The sequence below is a fragment of the Actinomyces succiniciruminis genome (genome assembly GCF_900002405.1).
Lineage (GTDB): Bacteria > Actinomycetota > Actinomycetes > Actinomycetales > Actinomycetaceae > Actinomyces > Actinomyces succiniciruminis.
Map to the genome: position 1 here is coordinate 1 of NZ_LK995496.1, position 6,961 is coordinate 6,961.

General features: G+C 72.7%; 5 protein-coding genes and 1 pseudogene. 4 read left to right on the forward strand and 2 right to left on the reverse strand.

The genetic code is table 11. The features are described 5' to 3' along the window. Positions 1–298 (forward strand): annotated as a pseudogene (locus tag BN1056_RS06385) (hypothetical protein); the annotation flags it as partial. A 19-nt stretch (positions 299–317) separates the two neighbouring features. Here the strand turns inward: BN1056_RS06385 and BN1056_RS06390 are convergent. Continuing rightward, positions 318–797 carry a hypothetical protein gene (locus BN1056_RS06390; protein WP_210579871.1) on the reverse strand — a complete coding sequence of 160 codons (480 nt, stop codon included), beginning with the start codon at positions 795–797 and terminating at the stop codon, positions 318–320. Between the two features lie 102 nt (positions 798–899). Here BN1056_RS06390 and BN1056_RS06395 point away from each other — a divergent pair, with 102 nt between their 5' ends. The 3 genes from BN1056_RS06395 to sucB all read left to right on the forward strand — a co-directional run bounded on the left by BN1056_RS06395 (position 900) and on the right by sucB (position 5,448). Next, a complete protein-coding gene (locus tag BN1056_RS06395) occupies positions 900–2,477 on the forward strand; it encodes a leucyl aminopeptidase (protein WP_210579872.1) in 1,578 nt (525 codons plus the stop codon). Positions 2,478–2,663: 186 nt separating this feature from the next. Then, positions 2,664–4,016 (forward strand): dihydrolipoyl dehydrogenase, encoded by a 1,353-nt coding sequence (gene lpdA, locus BN1056_RS06400; protein WP_210579957.1) that lies wholly within the window; start codon positions 2,664–2,666, stop codon positions 4,014–4,016. 64 nt (positions 4,017–4,080) lie between these two features. Then, on the forward strand, positions 4,081–5,448 hold the full coding sequence (gene sucB / locus BN1056_RS06405) for a 2-oxoglutarate dehydrogenase, E2 component, dihydrolipoamide succinyltransferase (RefSeq protein ID WP_210579873.1): 1,368 nt from the start codon (positions 4,081–4,083) through the stop codon (positions 5,446–5,448). 111 nt (positions 5,449–5,559) lie between these two features. Here sucB and BN1056_RS06410 read toward each other — a convergent pair. Then, positions 5,560–6,961, reverse strand: a 1,402-nt coding sequence (locus BN1056_RS06410; protein WP_244671557.1) for a protein kinase domain-containing protein, incomplete at its 5' end; no start/stop codon positions are given.

The window sequence follows — 6,961 nt, forward strand, 5'->3', positions numbered from 1 at the left end:
CGGCGAGGCGTCCGGTTCTCCGCGACACGTGGGCGGGCTGCCCCTGGACCGGGAACACGTGGACGGCGGCGCGGACGCGCACCATGTGCTGGGGGCGCTGATCGAATCCCACCTGGAGGCGCTGCCGGTCACGCAGGCGCTGCCGGACGGTGGACTGGAGCTGATCGGCTGGGTGAGTCAGGAGGACATGGTGCGGCGCCTGTACCGGCAGCAGCGGCGTGCTGTTGAGGCGGCCGAGCAACGCACCTCCCTCGGGTCGCGCACCCAGGCGTGGCTGCGCCGTCGCCGCACACGTTGAGCGCCCCCCTTGAGGGCAGTCACTTGCGGTCGCGGTGAACGGTTCCCTGGATCGTGTCGGAGATGTCGGTGATGCGCTCGGCATTGGTGACGATGCGACGCGGATCGGACAGCCACAATTGCGCGCCGCCGACCAGCGGCAGGAGCACCGGCAGGTACCACCAGGCGCTCCCCCACGCCGACCAGGCGGAGCCCGTCAGTCCCGCCGCATTGACGGCGAAGAGCCCAGCCAGTTCTGCTGCGAGGCAAGCCCATCCGACACGTCGCATGCGCCGGCCGTTGTGAGCCACGGCAACCGACAGCACCACGTAGCCCACCCCGCATAGGCCACTGAGCGCGGCCGGCAGGCGCATGCCCGCACCCGACCGGGCCAGGTCGACGAAGGCGGGCAGGGCCACCGCCAGGCCGAAAAGCGCGAAGACCCCCACGAGTGCGCGCCCCCAACCGTGCGCGGGACGGCGCGTGTCGTTTAGGGACCGCGCCTGGGAAGACTCATCCATACGGTTACTGACCTCGTGGTGCGCTGATTCGGAGCCGGGCCGTTCCCGGATGGCGCCCGGCGGGCCCGGCGGTGGCCGGCGCTGTGACGTTACCATTCCCGCATGAGTGAGATTACGACCTCAAGTCTGTCGGCCGCAGAGGTGGGCGGCGATGTCCTGGTATTGGCAGCCCGCGCCGAAGCCGACGCACCGGTTCTGCTCGGTGAGGAGTCCGGACTGGGCATCCTGCCGGATCTGAGCGCGCTGCCGGCACTGCTGTCCACTCTCGGTTTCACCGCGGCCCTCGACGCCGTGGTGCGGGTGCCCACGGCGGCGCTGGAGCACTCGCGCCGGGATTCGCTGGCCCCCACCCTGCTGGTGGTCGGCACCGGTGACGGTGACGACGTCGCCGCACTGCGCCGGGCGGCCGGACGCGCCGCCCGCGACCTGGCCGGAACCGAGCATGCGGTCTTCGCCCTGCCCGCGGACACCACCGAGCGCCTGGCCGCAGTGGCGGAGGGCGCGTTGGAGGGCGCCTACGTCTGGTCACGGCGGGTCCCGGAGCCGACGGCGCCCCTGGCCCGGATCACGGTGCTGACCCCGCTGGGCCCACTGCCGCGCACGCTGCTGCGCCGCAGCCCAGCGGATGCGGCGGCGCCGGTGCTGCAGCGCGCCCGCGTCCTGGCCGAGGCGGTGGCCGCCACCCGGGACCTGGTCAATGACCCGCCCGCCTCGCTCACCCCCACCACCTTCGTCGAGTACGCCCGCCGGGCCGCCGATGCGGCCGGGCCCGGCCGCAAGGACGGCCGCTTGGAGGTTGAGGTGTATGACGACAAGCGCCTAGCGGCCGACGGCTTCGGCGGGATTGCGGGAGTCGGCCAGGGGGCGGTGCATCCGCCCCGCCTGGTCCGCGTGGCCTGGACGCCGCGGGTCAAGGACGCCGAGCACGTCGCCCTGGTGGGCAAGGGCATCACCTTCGACTCCGGCGGCCTGTCGCTGAAGCCGCCAACCTCCATGCCCACCATGAAGTCGGACATGGCCGGGGCGGCCACCGTGCTGTCCGCGACGCTGGCAGCGGCTCGCCTGGGCATGCCGGTCAAGACGACCGCCTGGCTGGCACTGGCGGAGAACCTTCCCGGTGGGGCCGCCCAGCGCCCGGGCGACGTGGTCACCACGTTCGACGGCACCACCGTGGAGGTGACCAACACCGATGCCGAGGGCCGACTGGTGCTCGCCGATGCCCTGGCCGCCGCCGTCGCCGAGGAGCCCGACGTCGTGCTGGACGTGGCGACCCTGACCGGCGCACAGATCGTGGCGCTGGGCGAGCGTGTCGCCGCGGTGATGGGTAGTGAATCGGTGCGCGACGGCGTCATCGCCGCGGCCGGGCGTGCCGGGGAGGACTTCTGGCCCATGCCGTTGCCGGCGTATCTGCGTGCCAACCTGGAGTCCCCCTTCGCAGACCTGCGCAATGCCGCCGTCGGCAGCCGGGCCGGCGGCATGCTCGTGGCGGGGCTGTTCCTGCGCGAGTTCGTGGGCCGGACCCCGTGGGCGCACCTGGATATTGCGGGGCCTGCGTACAACGAAAAGTCCGCCTGGGGGATGACCCCCATCGGCGGGACCGGCTTCGGCGTCGCCACGCTGTTGGCCTTCCTGGAGGACCGGATCACGGGCGCGCGGCAGGGCACCGACCAAGCTGAGTAAACACTCGCCGCGAAGGTGATCCATGCCGTAGGCTACCCGGGACTCTCGTCCCCATTCGCGGGACCGCGGCCATCGCTGGCCGCCGAACAACACCGCCGCTCACGGCCGACTTTGAAAGGAAGCATGCACGTGACACAAGCAGGTGCGATCGACGGGGCCGGAACCGGTCAAGACGCCGTTTACGACATGGTGGTACTCGGGGGCGGCTCGGGCGGGTACGCGGCGGCGCTGCGCGGCGCCCAGCTCGGGCTGCGCGTGGCACTGGTTGAGGCGGACAAGGTGGGTGGCACCTGCCTGCACCGCGGCTGCGTACCCACCAAGGCCATCCTGCACGCGGCGGAGACCGCGGACGCGGTTCGCGAGGCCTCCGCCGTCGGCATCCGGGCGGCCCTGGACGGCATCGACATGCCCGCCGTCCAGGAGTACAAGAACGGCATCGTCGCCCGCATGTATAAGGGGCTGCAGGGCCTGGTCTCCTCCCGCGGCATCGACCTGGTGCGAGGCTGGGGCCGCCTGGTCGCGCCGGACACGGTCGAGGTGGAGGGCCGGCACTACCGGGGCCGCAACGTGGTTCTCGCCTCCGGCTCCTACTCCAAGACCATGGGGCAGGAGATCTCCGGCCCGGTGATCACCAGCGAGCAGGCCCTCGAACTCGACCACGTGCCCGCGTCCGCGGTGATCCTGGGAGGCGGGGTGATCGGGGTGGAGTTCGCCTCCGCCTGGGCCTCCCTGGGCAGCCAGGTCACCATCATCGAGGCCTTGCCGCACCTGGTTCCCAACGAGGACGAGGCGATCTCCAAGCAGCTCGAGCGTGCCTTCCGCAAGCGGCGCATCAACTTCCGCGTCGGCACCCGCTTCGAGTCCGTTGAACGCACGCATAGCGGCGTGCGGGTGCGCACCGCCGACGGTACCGTCACCGAGGCCGAGGTGCTGCTGATCGCGGTGGGCCGCGGCCCGGCCACCGCCAACCTGGGCTTTGAGGAGGTGGGCGTGGCCATGGACCGCGGCTTTGTGCTCGCCGACCCGCACGGGCGCACGAACGTTCCCGGGGTGTGGGCCGTGGGCGATATCGTGCCCGGCGTGCAGCTGGCTCACCGCGGCTTCGCGCAGGGAATCGCCGTCGCCGAGCGGATCGCGGGCCTGGACCCCGAGCCGGTCGACGACGTGAAGGTGCCCAAGGTGACCTTCTGCGAGCCGCAGATCGCCTCCGTGGGGCTGTCCGAGGCGCGCGCCGCCGAGCTGCACGGCGCGGAGAACATCGTCACCAGCCAGTTCAACGTGGCCGGCAATGCCAAGTCCCAGATCCTGGGCACGCAGGGCTTCGTGAAGCTGGTGTCGCTGAAGGACGGTCCCATCCTCGGCTTCCACGCCATCGGTGCCCGCATGGGTGAGCAGGTCGGCGAGGGCCAGTTGATCGTGTCGTGGGAGGCCGACGCCAACGACGTCGCCGCCCTGGTGCACGCCCACCCCACCCAGAACGAGACCATCGGCGAGGCCGCCATGGCCCTGGCCGGCAAGCCGCTGCACAACCACGGCTGACCGCATACTCGCTCCACCCGAATTGAACTAGCAATCAGCAAACCAACTAGGAAGGCAAGCTCTAATGGCTGAGTCCGTGAAGATGCCCGCCCTGGGCGAGTCGGTAACCGAGGGAACCGTCTCCTCCTGGCTGAAGTCCGTGGGAGACACCGTCGAGGTCGGTGAACCCCTGCTGGAGGTGGCCACCGACAAGGTCGACACCGAGGTCCCCTCCCCGGTTTCCGGAACCCTGCTGGAGATCCGCGTCGCCGAGGACGAGAACGCCGAGGTCGGCACCGTCCTGGCCATCGTGGGCGACCCGACCGAGGCCGGCGGCGCGCCCGCCGAGCCCGCGCCCGCCGCTTCGACGCTGCAGGAGGCCGCGGCCGCCCCCGAGCCCGCCGCGGCACCGGCTCCAACGGCACCCGCCGCCCCGGACGCATCGCCGTCGGTCGGCTATGTCACTCCGATCGTGCGCAAACTCGCCCGTGAACGGGGCGTCGACCTGGCCACCGTCACCGGCACCGGCGTCGGCGGACGCATCCGCAAGCAGGACGTGGAGGCCGCGGCGGCGGCGCAGGCGGAGGCCACCGCGCCTGCACCGCAGGCCGAGGCCACGCCGGCACCGCAGGCCGAGCCTGCTGCACCCGCCTCCGCACCGCAGCCGGAGGTGTCTTCGGCCGCTCCCACCGCGGCGAGCCCGACCCGCCCCGCGCCGTCGGCCGGCGAGTCCGAGCTGCGTGGCCGCACTGAGAAGATGAGCCGCCTGCGCCGCCTGATCGGCGACCGCATGATGACGTCGCTACAGACCTCCGCCCAGCTGACCACGGTCGTGGAGGTGGATGTGACCCGCATCGCCGCCCTGCGTGCTCGCGCCAAGGACGAGTTCCTGGCGCGCAACGGCACCAAGCTCACCTACCTGCCGTTCTTCGTGGCCGCCGCCACGGAGGCGCTCAAGGCACACCCGAAGCTGAATGCAACCATCGCGGAGGACGAGGTGACCTACCACGACGTCGAGCACATCGGCATCGCGGTGGACACTCCGCGCGGGCTGTACGTGCCCGTGGTCAAGCACGCCGGCGATCTGAACATTCCGGGCCTGGCCAAGCGCATCAACGACCTGGCCGCGCGTACTCGCGAGAACCGGGTCGACGCCGGTGAGCTGTCCGGTGCGACCTTCACGATCACCAACACCGGCTCCGGCGGCGCCCTGTTCGACACCCCGATCGTCAACCCGCCCGAGGTCGCCATCCTCGGCCTGGGTGCCATCACCCGCCAGCCCCGCGTAGTCAAGGACGGCGACGGCAACGAGGTGATCGCCGTGCGCTCGGTGTGCTACCTGTCCCTGTCCTACGACCACCGACTGGTCGACGGCGCGGACGCCTCCCGGTACCTCATGACCGTCAAGAAGCGCCTGGAGGACGGCGACTTCGCCGGTGAGCTGGGGCTGTAGCACGGCCGACACCGCCTAAGGCAGCCGCGGGGCCCGCACGCAACGCGTGCGGGCCCCGCCGTGGTTGCATGGGCAGGCCCCAGCAAGTCCCGCAGTGACCGGGATTGCGCTCTACGCAGCGCGCACCTCGGCCACGCGCCACGGGTCGGGGACGAGGATCAGTAGCACCTCGCGTGCCGCCAGCGCCGGCACGGTGCGCACGGTGCCGTCCGCGCCCGTGCGGGTGGAGGCCGGCTGGGACTGGCGGATGCGCACGGCCCGGGCGCCCGCCCAGGTCTGCTCGCAGTCCTCCGGCACGTCCACCTCGGTCACGCCGAGCACATCGGTGTCCAGCCCGTCGACGCTCTCCCCCGCCGCGGCCAGCGCCTCCAACACGGCCGCATCGGCGTTCGCCGCCGGCGAGTGCGGCACCGTGGTGTCGGCCAGGGCGACGCCGTCACCGGCATTCAAGGCGGCGTCGCGCCGCCCGGTCAGGTCCACCACCACCTCCAACAGGCTCTCCTCCGCGACTTGCGTCGGAGCAGGGACCGTGGCCGGGGCGCCGGCGGCTGCGCCGGTGCCGGGCGCCGTGGCCCGTGCCGCCTGGCCGACGCCGAGTAACCCGACGCCCAAACCCAACACGCTCACCAGCGCCACCAGGCCGACTAGTGCGGCAGCCAGCCGCCGCCCCGTGCGAGATCGGCCGCGCCGGCGCCCGCGTCCCGCCTCGGTCCGCGCTGCCGGCCCCTCACGACGGCGCAGCGCGCGGCGGGTGGGGACCACGCGGGTGGGTCTGGCCGCCGCGGCACGCAGGGCGCCCGCGGCCAGGCGGGCGCCCTCGGGCAGGACCAGGCGGCCGGGCTGGGCCAGTTCATGCGCCCGGGCGGCCAGGGCACGGGCGGTGGGGCGACGGCTCGGATCGGCGTCGAGCGCGTCGGGCAGGATGCGTTCAAGGCGGGCCCGCAGCAGCGCCGAACCGGAGGCGCATTCGCGCAGCAGCGCCGCCAGCGCATACACGTCCGATGCCGGGGTCGCGGGGCCGCCAGCGTGGCGCTCGGGGGCGGCGCAGCGGTCGGTCCCGGACTCGAGGATGCCGCCGAGCAGGTCAATGAGCACCAGCCCGCCATCGGTGGTGACCATGACGTTGGCGGGTGAGACGTCCCCGTGTGCCAGACCGTGTGCGTGCAGGTGTGCCAGCGCGCCGCCGACGTCGTCGAGCACCCGCGCGGCCTCGGCGCGGGTCAAGCCACCGCGCGCACCGAGCACCACCGCCAGGTCAGCGCCCGCGATCAGGTCGACGACGACCGCCGCGTACCCGTCGGGCAGGAAGATGACGTCGCGCACGGGGGCGATGGCGGGGTGGGTCAGCCCGCGCAGCTCATTCAGGCGGCGCAGCGTGCGGGCCCCCGCGGCGTCGTCGGGCAGTTCGAGCAGATGGATCACGACGTCGCGGCCGGCGCCATCCAGGCCGCGGCGGGGCGCTAGCCGGCCCGGTGCGTCGGCGCCCAGGGGCGGGCCGACGGCGAGGCCCGCC

Excerpts from the sequence above, each read along its gene's own strand:
- BN1056_RS06390 (WP_210579871.1), bottom strand. The coding sequence starts at position 797 with ATGGATGAGTCTTCCCAGGCGCGGTCCCTAAACGACACGCGCCGTCCC.
- BN1056_RS06395 (WP_210579872.1), top strand. The coding sequence starts at position 900 with ATGAGTGAGATTACGACCTCAAGTCTGTCGGCCGCAGAGGTGGGCGGC.
- lpdA (WP_210579957.1), top strand. The coding sequence starts at position 2,664 with ATGGTGGTACTCGGGGGCGGCTCGGGCGGGTACGCGGCGGCGCTGCGC.
- sucB (WP_210579873.1), top strand. The coding sequence starts at position 4,081 with ATGGCTGAGTCCGTGAAGATGCCCGCCCTGGGCGAGTCGGTAACCGAG.